Source organism: Kitasatospora sp. NPDC030952 (assembly GCF_055571335.1).
On the sequence record NZ_JBVIFM010000005.1, the window covers coordinates 1 to 16,595 of the forward strand.

Annotated in this window: 14 protein-coding genes; 10 read left to right on the forward strand and 4 right to left on the reverse strand. The window is 73.9% G+C overall.

Translation table 11 applies throughout. The features are described 5' to 3' along the window. Positions 1-212: 212 nt before the first annotated feature. On the reverse strand, positions 213-1,283 hold the full coding sequence (locus ACZ47G_RS11735) for a DUF2510 domain-containing protein (protein ID WP_465741483.1): 1,071 nt from the start codon (positions 1,281-1,283) through the stop codon (positions 213-215). 98 nt (positions 1,284-1,381) lie between these two features. After that, positions 1,382-1,882, reverse strand: a complete 501-nt coding sequence (locus tag ACZ47G_RS11740; protein ID WP_465741485.1) for a GNAT family N-acetyltransferase — start codon at positions 1,880-1,882, stop codon at positions 1,382-1,384. Positions 1,883-1,947: 65 nt separating this feature from the next. Between ACZ47G_RS11740 and ACZ47G_RS11745 the strand changes: the two genes are divergently transcribed. The 3 genes from ACZ47G_RS11745 (at position 1,948) to ACZ47G_RS11755 (ending at position 6,073) form a co-directional block, all read left to right on the forward strand. Beyond that, positions 1,948-2,853: a TIGR01777 family oxidoreductase gene (locus ACZ47G_RS11745; protein ID WP_465741487.1), complete on the forward strand. Its 906-nt coding sequence runs from the start codon at positions 1,948-1,950 to the stop codon at positions 2,851-2,853. A 479-nt stretch (positions 2,854-3,332) separates the two neighbouring features. Then, entirely contained in the window at positions 3,333-4,664 is a 1,332-nt protein-coding gene (locus ACZ47G_RS11750; protein ID WP_465741489.1) for an NAD(P)/FAD-dependent oxidoreductase, read from the forward strand. Between the two features lie 182 nt (positions 4,665-4,846). Continuing rightward, positions 4,847-6,073 (forward strand): cation:proton antiporter, encoded by a 1,227-nt coding sequence (locus ACZ47G_RS11755; protein ID WP_465741491.1) that lies wholly within the window; start codon positions 4,847-4,849, stop codon positions 6,071-6,073. A 28-nt stretch (positions 6,074-6,101) separates the two neighbouring features. Here the strand turns inward: ACZ47G_RS11755 and ACZ47G_RS11760 are convergent, their stop codons facing one another. Next, entirely contained in the window at positions 6,102-8,030 is a 1,929-nt protein-coding gene (locus ACZ47G_RS11760; RefSeq protein ID WP_465741493.1) for a regulator, read from the reverse strand. A gap of 310 nt (positions 8,031-8,340) precedes the next feature. On the opposite strand from ACZ47G_RS11760, the gene ACZ47G_RS11765 reads away from it, so the two are divergent. From ACZ47G_RS11765 to ACZ47G_RS11795, 7 genes are all read left to right on the forward strand, one after another. Next, positions 8,341-9,102: a 3-hydroxybutyrate dehydrogenase gene (locus ACZ47G_RS11765; protein ID WP_465741495.1), complete on the forward strand. Its 762-nt coding sequence runs from the start codon at positions 8,341-8,343 to the stop codon at positions 9,100-9,102. Positions 9,103-9,291: 189 nt separating this feature from the next. Beyond that, positions 9,292-10,659 (forward strand): MFS transporter, encoded by a 1,368-nt coding sequence (locus ACZ47G_RS11770; RefSeq protein WP_465741497.1) that lies wholly within the window; start codon positions 9,292-9,294, stop codon positions 10,657-10,659. A gap of 67 nt (positions 10,660-10,726) precedes the next feature. Beyond that, the gene (locus ACZ47G_RS11775; protein WP_465741499.1) at positions 10,727-12,730 is read left to right on the forward strand and encodes a helix-turn-helix domain-containing protein; all 2,004 of its coding nucleotides are present in this window, start codon (positions 10,727-10,729) and stop codon (positions 12,728-12,730) included. Positions 12,731-12,852: 122 nt separating this feature from the next. After that, positions 12,853-13,623, forward strand: coding sequence for a lipoyl(octanoyl) transferase LipB (lipB, locus tag ACZ47G_RS11780; RefSeq protein ID WP_465742070.1), 771 nt, complete (start codon positions 12,853-12,855; stop codon positions 13,621-13,623). Positions 13,624-13,756: 133 nt separating this feature from the next. Further along, positions 13,757-14,710, forward strand: a complete 954-nt coding sequence (gene lipA / locus ACZ47G_RS11785; RefSeq protein ID WP_380455787.1) for a lipoyl synthase — start codon at positions 13,757-13,759, stop codon at positions 14,708-14,710. Between the two features lie 270 nt (positions 14,711-14,980). After that, positions 14,981-15,172: an SCO2195 family GlnR-regulated protein gene (locus ACZ47G_RS11790; protein WP_465741501.1), complete on the forward strand. Its 192-nt coding sequence runs from the start codon at positions 14,981-14,983 to the stop codon at positions 15,170-15,172. Positions 15,173-15,289: 117 nt separating this feature from the next. Then, a complete protein-coding gene (locus ACZ47G_RS11795) occupies positions 15,290-15,979 on the forward strand; it encodes a DUF4191 domain-containing protein (protein WP_380455791.1) in 690 nt (229 codons plus the stop codon). A 122-nt stretch (positions 15,980-16,101) separates the two neighbouring features. On the opposite strand, the gene ACZ47G_RS11800 is transcribed toward ACZ47G_RS11795, so the two are convergent. Continuing rightward, positions 16,102-16,569 carry an RDD family protein gene (locus ACZ47G_RS11800; protein ID WP_465741503.1) on the reverse strand — a complete coding sequence of 156 codons (468 nt, stop codon included), beginning with the start codon at positions 16,567-16,569 and terminating at the stop codon, positions 16,102-16,104. Positions 16,570-16,595 lie beyond the last annotated feature (26 nt).

Below are 16,595 nucleotides of genomic sequence, written 5' to 3' on the forward strand. Positions count from 1 at the left end.
GCGCAGCCGTTCGGGGTAGGGGCCGTACTCGCCGATCGGCAAGTACGGCTCGATGAACTCCCACTCACTGTCGGTCAGTTGCACACGGGTCACGCACCACGGTCTACCGGATCAGGGGCAACCGCGAGGGCGAAACCCGCAAATTGATCACAACCGAATACGGACCCTAGGGCCGGACAGGCCCCAACGGATCCTGCCGCAGCTCCCGACGGTCAGGTGCTGCCGCCGGGGGTGGCGGCGGTGCCGTCCTGCTTGATGCCCTTGAGGATCTGGTCCAGCACCCCGGCGTCCGGGGCGGCCGGGTCGTCGTCGACGCCGCCCTCGAAGACGACGTAGCCGCCGCCCTTGGCCGGGACGGCGGCCAGCAGGACGTAGCCCTGGGTGCCGTCCGAGGTGCGGACGTGCCAGCGGGTGGCGTAGCCGAGCACGCCGGCGACGGTGACGTAGCCGGAGCCGGAGTCGGTGTGCGAGGTGATCCCGGTGAAGATCGTCCCGGCGTAGGCCGGCATGGCGGCGTCGGAGGCCGCCTTGGGGGTGTCGCCCTGGACGGTGTCCTTCTCGATCGAGAACTGGCCGCGGATGCAGGAGTTGCCGTCGGCGCAGGTGTAGCGGCCGCTGCCGAGGTAGACCGTGGAGTGCGTGGAGTTGGCCGCCGCGTCCCAGCCGTCGTACACCGGGACGGTGATCGCGTGCTGCGGGTCCGGGACGGTGCTCTTGAGGGTCGGGACGGGCTTGGGCGTGGGCCGGGGCGGGGTCGGGATGGGCGACGGGCTGCCGCTCCGGGTGACCGTCACCGTGGGGTTGGGGGTCGGGTCCGCCTTGGTGTCCCCGCCGCTGTTGACCACGATCCCGGTGATGATCCCGCCGACGGCCAGTACGGCGACCGAGACGCCGACGATCACACCGGTCCGGTTCTTCCCGGGACCGGCCGGCGGCGGGTAGCCGTAGGCCGCGCCCGGGTAGGCCTCCTGGCCGGGGTAGGGCGCCTGGCCCGGGTACGGCGTCTGGCCGGGGTAGCCGTAGCCGGGGTTCTGGGACGCGTCCTGGACCGGGTAGCCGTAGCCGGGGGCGGCCGGGCCGCCCTGCGCCGGGTAGCCGTAACCGGGCTGCGGCGGGGTGGCGGGCTGCCAGTGCTGGGTCGGGGCGTCGGCGAGCTGTCCGGCGCCGCCCTGGAGCGGCCGGACCTCGCTGGTCCAGGCGTTGCCGTCCCACCAGCGCTCGTGACCGGGGGTGCCGTCCGCACCGGGGACCGGGTACCACCCGGGAGGCGTCGAGTTGCTCACGGGCGTACGGTACCCGGCGGGGTGGCGGTGCAGACAGGGCAGGTACGTCACGACTCTGCAGCACCCGGCCTGACGGATCGTCATCCCTCGGGACGGGTTCAGTCGGCGAGCCGGCGGGCCATCCAGACGTCGTCCACGAAGCGCCCGTCGATCAGGAACTCCTCGGCCAGCACGCCCTCGACCGCGAAGCCGCAGCTCTCGTACAGCCGGCGGGCCGGGGCGTTCCAGCCGAGCACCCGGAGGGTCATCTTGAGGGCGCCGTCGGCCCGGGCCGCCGCGCAGGCGGCCTCGACCAGCCGGCGGCCGATGCCCCGGCCGCGCACCGTGTCGTCGACGGCCAGGCCCTGGATCTGCCGGACGTGCCGGTTGACGGCCAGCGGCGTCGCCGGGACCTGGCGGACGTAGCCGACGATCCTGCCGTCCAGCACGGCGAGCAGGTACTGGTCGGGGGTGTGCCGCTCGTCGAAGACGCCCTCCTCCGCGGGCGGCTCCGCGGAGACGTCGGACAGGGTGGACCAGGTGGCCCGGTTGAGCGCGGCGAGTCCGCGCTCGTCCTCGGAGCGGGCCAGACGGATGGTCGGATCGTCATCACGGGTCATGCCGGCTGATGCTAATGGGGCGCGTGCGAAAGGTGACAGTGGATAAGAACTGCGAGGATGAGCCCATGCGCATCGCTGTCACAGGCTCCACGGGATTGATCGGTTCGGCGCTCGTCCGCTCCCTGCTGGCGGACGGCCATGACGTGGTCCGGCTCGTCCGGCACCGCTCCAGGACCGGGCCACAGCCCGACGGCAGCACCGCGATCGGCTGGAACCCGCTGCTCGGCGAGGTCGACCGGGCCGGGCTCGCCGGGGTCGAGGCGGTGGCGCACCTGGCCGGTGCCGGGGTCGGTGACCGCCGCTGGACGGACTCCTACAAGCGGGAGATCAGGGAGAGCCGGGTGTACGGCACCGAGACGCTGGCCGTCGCGCTGGCCGAGCTCAAGGAGCCGCCGAAGGTCCTGGTCAGCGCCTCCGCGGTCGGCTGGTACGGGCAGACCGGCGACCAGGTGATCGACGAGGACTCCCCCGCCGGGGACGACTTCCTGGCCGAGGTGTGCCTGGAGTGGGAGGCGGCCGCGCGGCCGGCCGAGCGGGCCGGGATCCGGGTCGTCCACCCGCGCACCGGAATGGTGCTCTCCGCCGCGGGCGGTGCGGGCGGGCGGCTGTTCCCGCTGTTCAAGCTGGGCCTGGGCGGGCGGCTCGGCAGCGGGAAGCAGTACTGGAGCTACATCTCGCTGGCCGACGAGGTGGCCGCGCTGCGGTTCCTGATCGACCGGGACGACCTCTCCGGCGCCTTCAACCTCACCGCGCCGGAGCCGGCCACCAACGCCGAGCTGACCGCGGCGCTCGGGCGGGCGCTGGGGCGGCCGACACCGTTCCCGGTGCCGGAGGCGGTGCTCAAGGTGGTGCTCGGGGAGCTGGCGGTCGAGGTGGTCGGCAGCCACCGGGTGGTGCCGCGGCGACTGCTGGACGCGGGGTTCCGGTTCGCGCACCCGGACCTGGACTCGGCGGTGCGGGCGGCGGTCTGAGGCCTCGCGAGGACTCCGGCGCGGCCCCGCGGGCGGCTCCGCGGGCGGCTCGCGGTGGTGGCGGGGCGACTCCGCGGGCGGCGGTGTGAAGCCTCGCCGTGGTGGCGGGGCGACTCCGCGGGCGGCGGTGCGACGGTCCGTTCTGCGTAATCCCCGTACGGCATTCGCCCTGGCCAGGGGCATATGCCGGGCGGGGGTCGGACGGGGCTCCGGGAGGGGGCGCACGGGAGCACATGACGGGCGCGTCGCACGCCCCCGGTGACCGTGCGCGCCCGCCGACCCCGGAACCCGGGCGCCACGGCGCACAGTCCGTGACCGCGCCCCCACCCGGGGCCACACCACCCCTCCCGAGCCCCGCATCCGGTCCATCGCACTTGTCTGATGCTCACACTGACTGGGCATCACCTTCCTCGGACCGTGTCCCGGCACCCCGCTGCCTGCGTCGGCCGGAGCCCCGGGACCAGGGAGGGAGCACTCCAGTGCCCACGTACGACTTCACCCGCCGCGCCCGTCGCCCGTCCGACCCGGACGTCGTCGTGGTCGGCGCCGGACTCGCGGGCCTGGCCGCCGCCCGCGCACTCACCGGCCACGGCCTCACCGTCCAGGTCCTGGAGGCCACCGACCGGATCGGCGGCCGGATGGCCACCCGCGAGCTGGACGGCTTCCGCCTCGACGACGGCAGCCACCTACTGAACACCGCCTTCCCCGAACTGCGCCGAGCGCTCGACCTCGACCGCCTGGACCTGCGCCCGCTCGCGCCCGGCGTACTCGTGCACAGCGCCGGCCGCCGCTACCGCGCCGGGGACCCGCAGCTCACCGCCGCCCGGCAGGCCGCCCTCCGGGCCCCGCTCGGCAGCCCGCTGGACAAGGCCCGGCTCGGCAGCTGGCTCGGCCGGATCGCCACCACCCCGGCCGCCCGGCTCCAGAGCCGCCCGGAGACCACCGCCGCCCGCGCGCTGGCCGGCCACGGACTCGCGCCGCGCACCGTCGACGGCTTCCTGCGCCCGCTGCTCAGCGCCCTGCTGAGCGACCCGGCCCTCGGCACCAGCAGCCGGATCGCCGACCTGGTGCTGCGCTCCTACGTCCGCGGCCGGCTCTGTCTGCCCGCCGACGGGATATCGGCCGTGCCCACCCAGCTGGCCGCCGCGCTGCCCGTCGGCACCGTACGGACCGGGGTGCAGGTCACGTCGATCGGCGCCGACGGCGTGGAGACCCTCGCCCACGGGCGGATCGGCGCCCAGGCCGTGGTGGTCGCCACCGACGCCCGCTCGGCCGCCGAACTGCTGCCCGGCCTCCGCCTGCCGGACTTCCACCCCGTCACCACCTTCTTCCACGCGGCCGACCGCGCCCCGGTCGGCGAGGCCGTCCTGCTGCTCGACGCCGACCGGCCGAACGGGCACCCGCCGCTGGTCTCGCACTCGCTGGTGCTCAGCGAACTGCACCCGTCCTACGCCCCGGCCGGGCAGGCGCTGATCGCCACCACCGTGCTCGGGCGGCGCTCCTTCGACGCGGGCGGCCCGGCCACGCTGGAGCCGGCCGTCCGGGCCCGGCTCGCCGAGCTGTACGGCGTCCCGACGGCGGGCTGGCAGTTCCTCAGCGTGCGGCACGTCCCGGACGCGCTGCCGGCCATGCCGCCGCCGCACAACCCCCGCCGCCCGGTGCGGCTGGTGGCCGGGCTGTACGTCGCCGGGGACCACCGGGACACCAGCACCGTGCAGGGCGCGCTGGTCTCCGGGCGGCGGGCGGCCCGGGCGGTGCTGGGCGACCTCGGGTTGCCGGCCGACGCGCGGGAGGCGGAGGTGGCGGCCTGAGACCGGTCCTGGGGAGAACGGACACGCCAGCGGTCTGCCGGGGGGACAGACCGACGGCGTGCCAGGATGCCTCGCATGACCGTTCTGGCCGTTTTGGCTGTTCCGGCTGTTCTGGCCGGCCTGGCTGTTCTGACAGCTCATCGGACGATTGCATCGGTTCCGACCGTTCGGCCGGCCACACCGTGAGCGCCACCGCCCAGCCGGTGGCGCTGATCCTGATCCCCGCCGCGGCCCTCGCCGCGCCCCTGCTCGCCGACCGGCTGCTGCGGTGGATCGCCGTACCGACCGTGGTGTTCGAGATCGTGCTCGGCGTCCTGATCGGCCCGGACGTCCTCGGCTGGGCCCACGTCGACGACCTGGTCAACGCGCTGTCCCAGTTCGGCCTGGCCATGCTGATGTTCCTGGCCGGGTACGAGATCGACTTCGCCAAGCTGCGCGGCGGCCCGTTGAAGCGGGCGGGCACCGCGTGGCTGGTCTCGCTCGTACTGGCCCTGGGCGTGGGCGCACTGGTCAACCGGAATCCGTGGGACGGCGCCTTCGCCGGGCTCGTGCTCACCACCACCGCGCTCGGCACGATCCTGCCGATCCTCCGCGACTCCGGCGAACTGCCCACCCCCTTCGGCTCGTTGGTGATGGCCACCGGTGCGGTCGGCGAGTTCGGGCCGATCATCGCGATCGCGGTGCTGCTCAGCGGCAACTCCCCCGCCCGGACCGCGATCATCCTCGGCGCCTTCGCGGTGATCACCGCCGTCGCCGTCCTCGGTGCCCGTCGGCCGCGCCCGGCCTGGACCACCCAGCTGATCGAGCGCACCCTGCACACCTCCGGACAGTTCGCGATCCGGGCGGTGATCCTGGTGCTGGCCGTGATGGTCGCGGCCGCGCTCTGGCTGGACCTGGACATGCTGCTCGGCGCCTTCACCGCCGGGATCGTCTCCCGGCTGCTGCTCTCCGACATCCGGCGGGCCGAGGAGGAGGTGATCGAGGCCAAGCTGGAGAGCATCGGCTTCGGCTTCCTGGTGCCGATCTTCTTCGTGGTCAGCGGAATGAACTTCGACCTGGACGCGCTGCTGGACGACCCCGGCACGCTGCTGCTCGTCCCGGTGTTCCTGCTCCTGTTCCTCGCCGTGCGCGGCGTGCCCGCCGCGCTGCTCGCCCCGGCCGGGCTCGGCCGGCGGGACCGTACGGCGCTCGGGCTGTACGGGGCGACGGCGCTGCCGCTGGTCGTGGTGATCACCACGATCGAGGTGGAGGCCGGGCACCTGCCGTCCTCGACGGCGGCGGCCCTGGTGGGCGCCGGGATGCTGTCGGTGCTGGTGTTCCCGCTGGTGGCGCAGCGGGTGCGGGGCGGAGTGCGGCCGCCGACGGCCGTCGGTGCCGAGCGGCCGAGGGTCCGGGCCGAGAGCTGGTGAGCTCCCGGCCCTCGCGCACCTGGCCCGGTCAGATCACGCCCGCCTGGCGGGCCGTCTCCTCGAAGGCCCGGGCCACCTGGCTGCCCCGGTAGGGGGTGAGGCGGCGGTGGAAGTCCCGGACGTACTCCAGCGAGCGGGCCGAGCGCATCTCCCCCGCCGCCCGCAGCGCGTCGGTGGCCATGGTGCAGGCCTCGTCGAGGTCGCCCATGCCGAGCCGGGCGGTGGCCAGCACCAGCCGGCAGAAGATCCGGCTGCGCGCGTAGGCGGGTGAACGCAGCCGCAGCGACTTCTCGGCGTGCTGCGCGGCGGTGCGCCACTGCTGGAGGTCGCGGTAGCAGTGGGCGAACTCGTCGGAGAGCTGGGCCTCGTCGAAGTACCGTGCCCAGGAGGGCAGTTCGTCGCCCGTCCGGGAGGCCGCGAGCGAGCGTTCGGCCCGGACCAGCGCGGTGGTGCAGGACCGGACGTCGCCCAGCAGTCCGTGCCCGCGCGCCTCGGCGGCGTGCATCAGCGACTGGACCACCGGCGGGACGGCGGTGCCGACGCCCTGCTGGGCGACCCTGGCGAGCTGGACGGCCTCCCGGCCGTGCCCCAGGTGGACGGCCTGCTGGCTCATCGTCACCAGGACGTAGCCGCCGAGCGCGCGGTCCCCGGCGGCCTGGGAGAGGCGCAGCGCCTGGACGAAGTAGCGCTGGGCGAGGCCGTGCGCGGCGATGTCGAAGGACGTCCAGCCCGCCAGCCTGGTCAGGTCCGCGACGGCGCCGAACAGGGCGCGGCCGATCTGCTCGCCGTAGCGGCCGCGCAGCATCGGCTCGGCCTCGCTCTCCAGGTAGCGGACCAGCGCCTGCCGGGCGTGGCCGCCGCCATAGGCGTGGTCGAGCGCCCGGAAGAGGTCGCCGACGGCCCGGATGGCGGCGATGTCACCGCGGCCGACCCGCAGGGTGGGGCGGGCGTCGCGGGCCGGGTCCGGGTACGGCGGCTCCACGGCGGCGGGCGGGCGGCGGCTCTGGGTGGGCACCCGGCCGATGGTGGCGGCGGTGCCGGTCGTCCCGGCGGTGCTGCGGGCGCCGGGAGCGCCCGGGGCGCCGGTGGGCTGGGTGCGCGCGGGGCTCACGGCGGGGGCGCCGGGCGCGCTGGTGACGCCCTGCGCCGGTGCGGTGGGGGTGGCGCCCGGCGGGCCGGTGGCGGCGTCCGGGCGGGTCAGGGTGGAGCCGTCCCGGGCGACCCGCTCGTCGGTGCGGCCGATCAGCCAGTCCCGGCTGGGGACGACCAGGCCGGCCGGGGTGAAGGCGATCCGGCGCAGTTCGGACTGCGGGCCGTTGTCCTTGCGCCACATGCTCGCCACGATGTCCACCGCCTCCTGCGGGGTCTCGGCGAACTCCAGGCCCGCGTAGACCGGGGCGCAGGCGTCCAGGCCGAGGTCCTGGGCGGTGAGGCGGCGGCCGAGGCGGCGGGTGAAGACCTCGGCGATCAGCGCCGGGGTGGCGCCGCGGGGCTGCTGGCCGCGCAGCCAGCGGGTGACCGAGGTCTTGTCGTAGCGCAGGTCGAGGCCGTGCTCCAAACCGAGCTGGTCGACCCGGCGGGCCAGGCCGGCGTGCGAGAAGCCGGCCTCCTCGATCAGGGCGGCGAGCTGGCCGTTCTGCGGGGTCGGGCCGGAGTGGCCGGTGTGGCTGCCGTGGCCGCTGGTGGTCGCGGGGGCGGGTGCGGCGGTGGCTTCGTGCCGGGCGGGTGCGGCGGTGGCTTCGTGCCGGGCGGGTGTGGCCTGCGCGGGCAGCCGCAGTTCGTCGGCGGTCGGGGCGTCGGCGGTCAGCGCGTCGGCGGTCAGGGTGTCCGCGGTCAGCGTGTCGGCGGTCAGGGCGTCGGGGGCGTCCGGAAGGCCCCGGCCGACCGGGCCTCGGCGCTGGCCGAGCGGGTCGAGCGGTCCGTACGCCGGGCTGTCGGTTGCAGGCCGTTGGGGCATGTCAGTCAACACCTCTCGGACGTCGCACCGGGCTCCACCAGCAGTTCGGCTCGCCCGGGGCGGCGCCCCCTGTCGGGAATCGGCGTGAATGTAGCGAGCATTCGGGCGCTATGGGTGGATCTGACCGAGCAATCCTCCGAACGGGTGAAGCATCCGCGCCCATTGTGGGGAAGCGGGGCCAGGATGGGTTTGGCCATACGGGCCCGAACCGTCAACCGGCGCCGGTGGTGGTCGACGCCATGACACACCGGGATGCTGTGTCGGTCCGCCACATGGGAGCCGCGCCGCCGGATTCCTACCGTTCTCTGCCATGGACACCTCTACCGCCCGCCCGCTCGACGGCCGCACGGCCCTGGTCAGCGGGGCCGCCTCGGGCATCGGCCGGGCCTGCGCTGAAGCCCTCGCCGGGGCCGGCGCCCGGGTCTACGTCGTCGACCTCGCGGCCGGCCCGGCCCGGGAGCTCGCGGACCGGATCGGCGGGCACGCGATCGTCGCGGACCTCGCCGACGCCGAGGCCGTGGACGCCCTGCCGGCCGACGCCGACATCGTGGTCAACAACGCCGGGCTCCAACACGTCGCGCCCGTGCACGAGTTCCCCGTCGAACGCTTCACCCTCATCCAACGCGTCATGGTCGAGGCCCCGTTCCGCATCCTGCGGCGCACCCTCCCGCACATGTACGAGCGGGAGTGGGGCCGGATCGTCAACATCTCCTCCGTCCACGGCCTGCGCGCCAGCGCCTTCAAGTCCGCATACGTCACCGCCAAGCACGCCCTGGAGGGCCTCAGCAAGACCGTCGCCCTGGAGGGCGCCCCGTACGGCGTCACCAGCAACTGCCTCAACCCCGGGTACGTCCGAACTCCCCTGGTGGAGAAGCAGATCGCCGCCCAGGCGCTGGCCCACGGCATCCCCGAGGACGAGGTGGTCGAGCGGATCATGCTCGACCGCACCGCCGTCAAACGCCTCATCGAACCCGCCGAGGTCGCCCAACTCGCCCTCTGGCTCTGCTCCCCCGCCGCCTCCTACATCACCGGCGCCAGCCTGCCCATCGACGGCGCCTGGACGGCGCACTGAGGACGGGGCGGGGGAAGAACCCGCATCGACGGCCCGCGCCCCATCCCCCGGGGCGCGGGCCGTCGCGCTCCGGTCATGGGACGGCTCTCCACGGACTGCCCGGGGACTATGTGGGTCAGCCACATAGTCCCCGGGGCGTGGGGTTCCTACCTTGTGGCGACATCGTCCCCCGCCTGGAAGTGGTGACCCATGAACGCCCCCGCACGTGGTTCGACGGCGACCAGTTCACTCCCGCGAGTGGTGGCCGCGAGTCTGATCGGCACGACGATCGAGTGGTACGACTACTTCCTGTACGGAACGGCCGCGGCGCTGGTGTTCGGGAAGCTGTTCTTCCCCAACACCGATCCGCTGACCGGAACGCTGCTGTCGTTCCTGACGTACGCGATCGGGTTCGCGGCGCGGCCGATCGGGGCCCTGGTGTTCGGGCACTTCGGGGACCGGGTGGGGCGGAAGAAGCTGCTGGTGGTGAGCCTGCTGCTGATGGGCGGGTCGACGACGGCGATCGGACTGCTGCCGACGTACGACTCGGTCGGTATGGCGGCCCCGGTGCTGCTGACCGCGCTGCGGCTGGTGCAGGGGTTCGCGCTCGGCGGGGAGTGGGGCGGGGCGGTGCTGCTGGTGTCGGAGCACGGGGACCAGCGGCGGCGCGGGTTCTGGGCGTCCTGGCCGCAGGGCGGGGCGCCGGCCGGGAACCTGCTGGCGGCCGGGATGCTGTCGCTGATGACGGCGGTGCAGTCGGAGAGCGCGTTCCTGGCGTGGGGGTGGCGGGTGCCGTTCCTGCTGTCCGCGGTGCTGGTCGGGGTCGGGATGTGGATCCGGCTGGCGGTGGAGGAGTCGCCGCTGTTCCGGCAGGCGGTAAGGAACCGGCCGACCACCGAACCGGCCCCGCTGGTGGGGGTGTTGAGGCACCACTGGCGGGAGGTGCTGGTGGCCATGGGGGCGCGGATGGCGGAGAACATCTCGTACTACGTGATGACGACCTTCGTCCTCACCTACGCCGTCACCCACGCCCACTTCGACAAGCAGAGCGCGCTGAACGCCGTGCTGATCGCCTCGGCCATCCAGTTCGCGCTGATCCCGCTGTTCGGCGCGCTGTCCGACCGGGTCGGCCGCAAGCCGGTGTACCTGGTGGGCGCGGCCGGGGTCGGGGTCTGGGCGTTCGTGTTCTTCGGAATGGTGGACACCAGGTCCTTCGCGCAGCTGGTGGTCGCCGTGACCGTCGGCCTGGTGTTCCACAGCGCGATGTACGCGCCGCAGGCGGCCTTCTTCTCCGAGCTGTTCGCGACCCGACTGCGCTACTCGGGGGCCTCGATCGGCGCCCAGTTCGCCTCGGTGGCGGCCGGCGCACCCGCCCCGCTGATCGCCACCGCACTGCTCAAGGACTACGGCAGTGCCACACCGATCTCGGTGTACGTGGCGATCGCGGCGGCGGTCACCGTACTGGCCGTGCTGTGCGCGCGGGAGACCAGGGGGCAGGACCTCGCGGAGGTCGAGCGGCGGCCTGCGGAGGAGCCCTCGGCGGACGGTTCCCCAGCCGTAAAGCCCGCTGTCACCTGAGGGTTGAGCCGATAGCATCGCGAGTTCTCGGCACCGACGGAACCGACGCCGATTGGCGGCCCGCACCATGAACCACCCCGACGAGAGCGCCGCGCCCGCGCTGCGCCGGCTGCTCGACCTGCTCGCCTCCGGCGCCGCCACCGAGGACTTCGCCGAGGTGCTGGCCGACGCCCGCCGCCGCGGGGCGCCGGCCGGCGTCCTCGCCGAGATCGACGACGCCACCTGGCAGGCCCTCCGGGTGCACCGGACACTGCGCCAACACCGGCGCCGCGAGGCCGAGTTGACGGCCCTGTTCGACACCGCCGGGGATCTCGCCGCCTCCCGCGACCTGGACGCCGTCCTCCAGGCCATCGTCCGCCGGGCCCGGATGCTGCTCGGCACCGACACCGCGTACCTGACCCTGCCGGACGTCGCCGCCGGCGACACCTACATGCGGGTCACCGACGGCTCAGTCTCCGTCCTGTTCCAGACCCTGCGGCTCAGCCTCGGCGACGGCCTGGGCGGGCTGGTGGCCCAGACCGCCCGCCCGTACGCCACCCCCGACTACCGCACCGACGAACGCTTCCACCACACCGGCACGATCGACGCCGGGGTGCTGGACGAGGGCCTGGTGGCGATCATCGGCGTGCCGCTGCTGCTCGGCGGGGACGTCATCGGCGTGCTGTTCGCCGCCGACCGCTCGCCGCGCGCCTTCTCCCCCGACGAGGTCGCCCTGCTCTGCACCCTGGCCGCACACGCCGCGATCGCCCTGGACACCGCCAAGTCGCTGGCCGACACCCGGGCCGTGCTCGCCGAGCTGAACGCCGCCAACGAACTGGTCCGGGCGCACTCCGCCGCCGTCCAGCGCGCCGAGCAGGCCCACGACCGGCTCACCGACCTGGTCCTGCGCGGCGCCGAGGTGCCGGACGTCGCCGCCGCCGTCGCCCACCTGCTGGGCGGGGAGACAGCCGTACTGGACGCCGAGGGCGAGCCGCTGGCCGGGCGGCCCGCCTCCGAACTCGCCGGGGCGGTGGCCGCCTCCCGCGCCGAGGGCCGGTCCGTACGGCACGGCGACCTGTGGGTGTGCGCCGCGCTGGCCGGGCACGACGCACTCGGCACCCTGGTGCTGCGCGGCCGGCCCGACCTCGACGACGCCGACCGGCGGCTGTTCGAGCGGGCCGGCGTGGTGACGGCGCTGCTCCTGCTGCTGCGCCGCTCGGTGGCGGAGACCGAGAACCGGGTCCGCGGCGAGCTGCTCACCGACCTGCTCACCGCCCCCGAGCGCGACCCGGCCGGGCTCACCGCGCGCGGCCGCCGACTCGGGGTCGACCTCGCCCGGCCGCACCTGGTGCTGACCGCGGAGCCCGCCGACCGCGACAGCGACGACCGGGGGCGGCTGGCCGGCGCGGCCCGGCGCTACCTCTTCGGCTCCCGCGGCGTCAGCGCCGAACACGGCGAGACGGTCGTCCTGCTGGTGCCCGTCGTGCCGGGCAGCACCGACGACCCCGAGGAGACCGCCCGGCGGGCCGCCGACCGGCTGGCCCGGCTCGCGGGCTTCGCCGTCACCGTCGGGGCCGGCCGCCCCGCCGCCGGCCCGGCCGCGCTGGCCGCCTCCTACACCGAGGGCCTGCGCTGCGTCCGGGCCCTGCGGGTGCTCGGCCGCGCCGGGGAGGGCGCCTCGGCCCGCGCCCTCGGCTTCCTCGGGGTGCTGCTCGGCGACGGCCACGACGTGGACGGCTTCGTCGGCGCCACGCTCGGCCCCCTGCTCGGGTACGACGCCCGGCGCGGCACCGAGCTGGTGCGCACCCTGCGCGCCTACTTCGACTGCGGCGGCAGCCTCACCCGGGCCAAGGACGAGCTGCACGTCCACGTGAACACGGTGGTGCAGCGGCTGGACCGGGTCGAGGCGCTGCTCGGACGGGACTGGAACCACCCGGAGCGCTCGCTGGAGCTGCAACTGGCCCTGCGGCTCCAGCTGCTCGCCGGCGACGGGAGCGGGGGCCGGACCGGGGGCAAAGGCGGGGACGGAGACGGGGGCGGAGACAGGGGCCAGGCCGACGACGGTGGCGGGAGCGGGGGCGGAAGCGACTGACCAGGGGCGCCTACCCGGGACGGCCGAACGGGTGCGACGGGCGTGGGCGTACAGTGGCGAGGTTGGTCTCGAACGCCTGGCAAGGAGCGGCAGCGGTGAGCGAGAACGTGCGTTTCGTTCGAATGGGCATAGGCGAGCAGGTCGTCCCGTACGAGGAGGCGTGGGAGGAGCAGCAGCGACTGCACGCGCTTCGGGTCGCGGACGAGATCCCCGACACCGTGCTGCTGCTGGAGCACCCGCCCGTCTACACCATGGGCAAGCGCACCAACCCCGCCGACCTCCCGCTGGACGGCACCCCGGTGGTCGAGGTCAACCGGGGCGGCGAGATCACCTGGCACGGCCCCGGCCAGCTGGTCGGCTACCCGATCATCAAGCTGCCCGACCCGATCGACGTCATCGCGTACGTCCGCCGACTGGAGGAGGCGCTGATCCGCGCCGCCGCCGACTTCGGCATCGGCACCACCCGGGTCGAGGGCCGCAGCGGGGTCTGGGTGCTCGGCGAGAACCTCCCCGACGCCGTGGTGGACCCGTCCGAGGTGGTGGACATCGGCAAGCTCACCCTGCGGATGGGCCTGCCGCTGGGCATCGACCCGCGCCTGGCCGGCCCCGAGTACGCGCCGTCCAACGCCGGGCAGCGCGGCGGCGACCGCAAGCTCGCCGCGATCGGCGTGCGGGTCGCCCGCGGGGTGACCATGCACGGGTTCGCGCTCAACTGCGACCCGGACATGACGTACTTCGACAAGATCGTGCCGTGCGGCATCCGGGACGCGGGCGTCGCCTCGCTGGCCGGCGAGCTGGGGCGCGACTTCGCGGTCGGCGAGGCGGTGCCGTCGGTCGAGCGGCACCTGCGGGACGTGTTCGCCGAGCTGCCGGAGCCGGCGCTCAGCCGCTGAACCCCTCCCACTCATGGGGAATCTACTGGCCGGTAGCCGTGTTGCCCTGCGATTGCAGGGCGGCAGGCCCGGCATAGGCCGTACAACCACAGGCGTACCCTGGGGGTACCCCGTCTAGTTCTAGGAGTCGCACGTGTCCGCTGTCGCGCCCGACGGCAGGAAGCTGCTCCGCCTGGAGGTCCGCAACAGCGAGACCCCCATCGAGCGGAAGCCCGAGTGGATCAAGACCCGCGCGAAGATGGGCCCGGAGTACAACGCCCTCCAGTCGCTGGTGAAGAAGGAGGGACTGCACACGGTCTGCCAGGAGGCCGGCTGTCCCAACATCTTCGAGTGCTGGGAGGACCGCGAGGCGACCTTCCTCATCGGCGGTGACCAGTGCACCCGCCGCTGCGACTTCTGCCAGATCGACACCGGCAAGCCCGCCGAATTCGACCGCGACGAGCCGCGCCGGGTCGCCGAGTCCATCGTCACCATGGACCTCAACTACGCCACCATCACCGGCGTCGCCCGCGACGACCTGGAGGACGGCGGCGCCTGGCTGTACGCCGAGACCGTCCGCCAGGTGCACGCGATGACCGCCGAGCGCGCCGCCGGCCGCACCGGCGTCGAGCTGCTCATCCCCGACTTCAACGCCGTCCCCGAGCAGCTGGCCGAGGTCTTCTCCGCCCGCCCCGAGGTGCTCGCGCACAACGTCGAGACGGTCCCGCGGATCTTCAAGCGGATCCGCCCGGCCTTCCGCTACGAGCGCTCCCTGGACGTCATCACCCAGGCCCGCGCGGCCGGGCTGGTCACCAAGTCCAACCTGATCCTGGGCATGGGCGAGACCCGCGAGGAGGTCAGCCAGGCGCTGGCCGACCTGGTCGGGGCCGGCTGCGAGCTGATCACCATCACCCAGTACCTGCGCCCCTCGCTGCGCCACCACCCGGTCGAGCGCTGGGTGAAGCCGCAGGAGTTCGTCGAACTCCAGGAGGAGGCCGAGGAGTTGGGCTTCGCCGGAGTCATGTCGGGCCCGCTGGTGCGTTCCTCGTACCGGGCCGGGCGGCTGTACCGGCAGGCGCTGGAGCGGCGCGAGCAGGCCGCGGTCTGACCTCGGCCTCGTCGTCGGTCTCGAGGTCGGTCTTGAGGTCGGTCTCGACGTCGGCGCCTCGACGTCGACGTCGACGTCGGCTTTCGGCCACGCGAACCGCGTGAATCACGTGAACCATCGGAAGGGCGGGGCTTCGGCTCCGCCCTTCCGATGGTTCACCGTGCTTTGACTGCCTGGTCACGGACTGGTAACACGGGGTGGGGACGATGGACGCCTGATGGGCGTTCGATTCTTCTCAGCCACGACCAGTCGTGAGAGGAGCTGTTCGGGATGCAGCTGCAGGTGCGGATCCGGTCGGTGGGGGCGGCGCTGCGGTTCGCCGAGAGCGTCCTGCTGGCACCCGGACAGCGGCACGCGCGCCGCAACGCCTGGGCGGCGGTGTGCGAGAACCGCGAGCACGCGGCCGACCGGCGGGACGACGCCCCGGTGGGGAGCGCGGGGCGGGCGGAGCACGCTCCGTAGGGCGATGAGGCCCCGACGTCGCTGTGCGCGACGGTGCGCGGTCCCCCGGGTCACGGTTCGGGCGAACGGGTACCCGGGCTTGGATATCCCGTACCCGCGCCACGTACCATGAGCGTTATGGCGAGGGAAACATCCGAGAACCCAGGGCGACTCAAGCAGATCCGCCTGGCGTACACCATGACCAAGAAGGTCGACACCAAGATCGGCCTGATCATCGCCGGCGTCGGCCTGCTGACCTTCGGCGTGTTCCTCGCCATCGGCTTCGCAATCGACCATCCGATCTACCTGGGCATCCTGGGCTTCATCGTGGCCGTGCTGGCCATGGCGATCGTCTTCGGGCGCCGGGCCGAGCGCGCCGCGTTCGGGCAGATGGAGGGCCAGCCGGGCGCTGTCGCTGCGGTGCTGAACAACATCCGGCGCGGGTGGAGCTCCAACTCCACGCCGGTCGCGGTCACCCGTAACCAGGACGCGGTCTACCGCGCCGTGGGCCGGGCCGGCATCGCGCTGATCGGCGAGGGCAACCCGAACCGGGTGCGCCAGCTGCTGGCCTCCGAGAAGAAGAAGATGGCCCGGGTGGTCGGCGACGTGCCGGTGCACGACATCGTGGTGGGCACCGGCGAGGGTGAGATCCCGCTGAAGAAGCTGCAGATCCACCTGATGCGCCTGCCCCGCGCCATCACCGCCGCCCAGGTCACCGAGACCAACGACCGCCTGCGCGCGCTGGGCGACCTGCTCTCCAAGGCGCCGATCCCCAAGGGCCCGATGCCCAAGGGCGCCCGGATGCCCAAGGGCGGCCAGGCCCGCTGACCCTCCCCTCCCCTGACGACAGCGGAACGGCCCCGCCCCGGAACCTCCGGGGCGGGGCCGTTCGACGTTCTGGCCTCCGTGGCTCTGGTCGCCGCGGACCTGGCCTGGGTGGGGGCTCCCGGTCAGATCCGGACCTCGACCGTGCCGACCGCCTTGTCGTGCAGGCCACGGGTGTCGCGGTCCCAGACCAGCGGCGGCACCACCAGGCACAGCAGCACGGTGCGCAGCAGCACCTGCGGGATGGTCGCGCGGCGCCCGTCCAGGCGGACCACCCGGAGGCCGAACAGTCGCTTGCCGAGCGTCGTGCCGGTGGTGGCGAGCAGGACGACCGCGACCAGGAAGAAGAGCGGGAGGGTCCACAGGTTGGCCTCGGCCGGGTCCCCCTTGGCGAGCAGGCCGAAGGAGACCAGCGAGACCAGCCAGCCGTCCACGAACAGCGCGCCGATCCGTCGGCCGGGGCCCGCGATCGAGCCGGGGCCCTCCTTGGGCAGTCCGAGGCGCTCGCCGCGGTAGCCGAAGTCGGCGCCCATCTTCTCGGCGGCCGCCTTGGGGCCGTCGATCCACGATCCCAACGCTTCTCTGGTGTCCACGAATCCACACTAACCGGGCTCACGCC

Excerpts from the sequence above, each read along its gene's own strand:
- ACZ47G_RS11790 (WP_465741501.1), top strand. The coding sequence starts at position 14,981 with ATGCAGCTGCAGGTGCGGATCCGGTCGGTGGGGGCGGCGCTGCGGTTC.
- ACZ47G_RS11770 (WP_465741497.1), top strand. The coding sequence starts at position 9,292 with ATGAACGCCCCCGCACGTGGTTCGACGGCGACCAGTTCACTCCCGCGA.
- ACZ47G_RS11775 (WP_465741499.1), top strand. The coding sequence starts at position 10,727 with ATGAACCACCCCGACGAGAGCGCCGCGCCCGCGCTGCGCCGGCTGCTC.
- ACZ47G_RS11745 (WP_465741487.1), top strand. The coding sequence starts at position 1,948 with ATGCGCATCGCTGTCACAGGCTCCACGGGATTGATCGGTTCGGCGCTC.
- ACZ47G_RS11740 (WP_465741485.1), bottom strand. The coding sequence starts at position 1,882 with ATGACCCGTGATGACGATCCGACCATCCGTCTGGCCCGCTCCGAGGAC.
- ACZ47G_RS11765 (WP_465741495.1), top strand. The coding sequence starts at position 8,341 with ATGGACACCTCTACCGCCCGCCCGCTCGACGGCCGCACGGCCCTGGTC.
- lipB (WP_465742070.1), top strand. The coding sequence starts at position 12,853 with ATGGGCATAGGCGAGCAGGTCGTCCCGTACGAGGAGGCGTGGGAGGAG.
- ACZ47G_RS11795 (WP_380455791.1), top strand. The coding sequence starts at position 15,290 with ATGGCGAGGGAAACATCCGAGAACCCAGGGCGACTCAAGCAGATCCGC.
- ACZ47G_RS11760 (WP_465741493.1), bottom strand. The coding sequence starts at position 8,030 with ATGCCCCAACGGCCTGCAACCGACAGCCCGGCGTACGGACCGCTCGAC.